We start from the raw sequence: 2,463 nt of genomic DNA on the forward strand, positions 1-2,463 counted from the left end.
AGTGTTCTTCGACATGATGGTCGCGCAATCCCCTACGGGCGAACTGGAAATATTGCCCGGCAAATCGACCTACAGCTACGACGGTAACTGGAAGCTGCAGCACGAAAACGGTCTGGACGGTTATCACGTCAGCACCGTGCACTACAACTACGTCTCCACGGTACAACACCGCCAACAAGTCAATGCCGCCAATGGCGGCGTCGCCGACACTCTGGACTACAGCAAACTGGGCGCCGGCGATGCAGAAACCGACGACGGCTGGTTCTCGTTCAAGAACGGCCACAGCCTCTTGTTCAGCGACATGCCTAATCCAACGGTGCGCGCCGGTTATGCCACTGTCATGCCGCGTCTGATCGAGGAATACGGCCAGCAGCAAGCCGAGTGGATGATGCACCGCCTGCGCAACCTCAACATCTATCCAAGCCTGTTCTTCATGGATCAAATCAGCTCACAGCTGCGTATCGTGCGCCCGGTGGCCTGGAACAAGACAGAGATCACCAGCCAGTGCATCGGCGTCAAGGGTGAATCCGACGCCGACCGAGAAAACCGGATTCGCCAGTTCGAGGATTTCTTCAACGTTTCCGGCATGGGAACCCCGGACGACCTGGTTGAGTTTCGCGAAGCCCAGCGCGGATTCCAGGCGCGCCTCGAGCGCTGGAACGAAGTGTCCCGCGGCAGTGAAAAGTGGGTCGAAGGTCCCACCCCCAACAGCGAGGTTCTGGGTATCAACCCGGTACTGACCGGCACCGAGTTCACCCATGAAGGGCTCTACATCAATCAGCACGGATCCTGGCAGCGCTTCCTTTTGCAAGGTCTGGAACAAAAAGCCCTGAAGTTGAAGGAGGTGTGAAATGAGCGCACTACAGTATTCCATCGAACAATTTCTCTACCGTAAAGCCGAGCTGTGTGATCAACAGGACTGGGACGCCTATATCGCCCTGTTTGATGAGCAGAGTGAGTTCCACCTGCCGCAATGGGAGTCGGAGCATGTGTACACCACCGACCCCAAACGCAGCATGTCGCTGATTTACTACTCGAACCGCTCCGGCCTGGAAGATCGCGTGTTTCGTTTGCGCACGGGTAAGTCGGCGGCTTCAACGCCGATGCCGCGCACCTTGCATCAAATCAGCAATGTGCGCATCAACGAACTCGATAACGGGCTGCTTGAAGTCAAGGCAGCCTGGGTCACGCTCTTCACGCGACAAGGGTTGTCCGAGCAGTTCTACGGTCATGTGACCTACCACCTCAAACCCGTCGCGGACAGCTGGAAGATCACTCGCAAGCACATCGTATTGCTCAACGACACCATCAACTCGGTGCTTGATTTCTATCACCTGTGAGCTGCGGAGCACGCTGTCATGAATCATAAAGTCGCTTTCAGCTTCGCCGACGGCAAGACCTCGTTCTTCGAGGTCAAGCCAAACGAGTTGCTGCTCGACGCCGCGCTGCGCAATGGCGTGAACATCCCGCTGGACTGTCGCGAAGGAGTTTGCGGGACCTGCCAGGGGCGCTGCGAATCAGGCCGATACACTCAAGATTACGTCGATGACGAGGCCCTGTCCGAACAGGATCTGGCGCAACGCAAGATGCTCTCTTGCCAGACCCGCGTGCAATCGGATGCCTCGTTCTATTTCGACTTCGATTCGAGCTTGTGCAACGCTGGAGCCACCCAGTTATTGCAAGCGGTGATTACCGGTGTGGAGCAGGTTTCGGCCACCACGGCGATCCTTCATCTGGATGCTTGCTCCCACTCCCGGCAATTGGATTTTCTTCCGGGGCAATACGCTCGACTGCATGTACCTGGTACCGATGAGTGGCGCTCCTACTCATTTGCCAACCGACCCAACCCCGATAACCAGCTTCAGTTTCTCATCAGGCTGTTGCCTGATGGAGTGATGAGCAACTTCATCCGTGAGCATTGCCGCCCGGGAGAAGTGCTCGAGTTCGAGGCGCCTTTGGGTAGCTTTTATCTACGCCAGGTCAGTAAGCCTCTCGTCCTGGTGGCAGGAGGAACCGGCCTGTCGGCATTCCTCGGAATGCTGGATACCATTGCCGAACAAGGTGGTTGCGGACACCCGATCCAACTGTTCTATGGCGTCACGCAGGATAATGACCTCTGCGAAACTCAACGCCTGGCTGATTATCGCGATAAAATCGCGAACTTTGATTATCACTTGGTGGTGTCGAAACCATCAGAACACTGGAAAGGTAAAACCGGCTGGATTCCTGATCACTTCGACCGCCAGTCGTTCGAAGCCAATCCATTCGACATTTACCTGTGCGGTCCCCCGCCGATGGTCGAAGCGGTTAAAACCTGGTTCAGCGATCAGAAGATTGAGCGGTTCCAGATGTATTACGAAAAGTTCATCGAGAGCAATTCCAAGCATTGAGATTGCATGAGGAATATCTGGTGCAGACCAGATATTCCTGTGCTTTTTTCATCATCCACCGACGCTGCTGATC

Annotated in this window: 3 protein-coding genes; all 3 read left to right on the forward strand. The window is 55.5% G+C overall.

Going from position 1 to position 2,463, the window contains the following annotated elements; translation table 11 throughout:
* On the forward strand, window positions 1-850 hold an 850-nt coding region (locus ACRESJ_RS06530; protein WP_431757184.1), incomplete at its 5' end, for an SRPBCC family protein.
* A gap of 1 nt (window position 851) precedes the next feature.
* Window positions 852-1,340: an anthranilate 1,2-dioxygenase small subunit gene (gene antB / locus ACRESJ_RS06535; protein ID WP_431757185.1), complete on the forward strand. Its 489-nt coding sequence runs from the start codon at window positions 852-854 to the stop codon at window positions 1,338-1,340.
* Window positions 1,341-1,358: 18 nt separating this feature from the next.
* Window positions 1,359-2,390, forward strand: a complete 1,032-nt coding sequence (antC, locus tag ACRESJ_RS06540) for an anthranilate 1,2-dioxygenase electron transfer component AntC (RefSeq protein ID WP_431757186.1) — start codon at window positions 1,359-1,361, stop codon at window positions 2,388-2,390.
* The last annotated feature ends 73 nt before the right edge of the window (window positions 2,391-2,463 follow it).

Source organism: Pseudomonas sp., from assembly GCF_050739655.1.
Taxonomy (GTDB): Bacteria; Pseudomonadota; Gammaproteobacteria; order Pseudomonadales; family Pseudomonadaceae; genus Aquipseudomonas.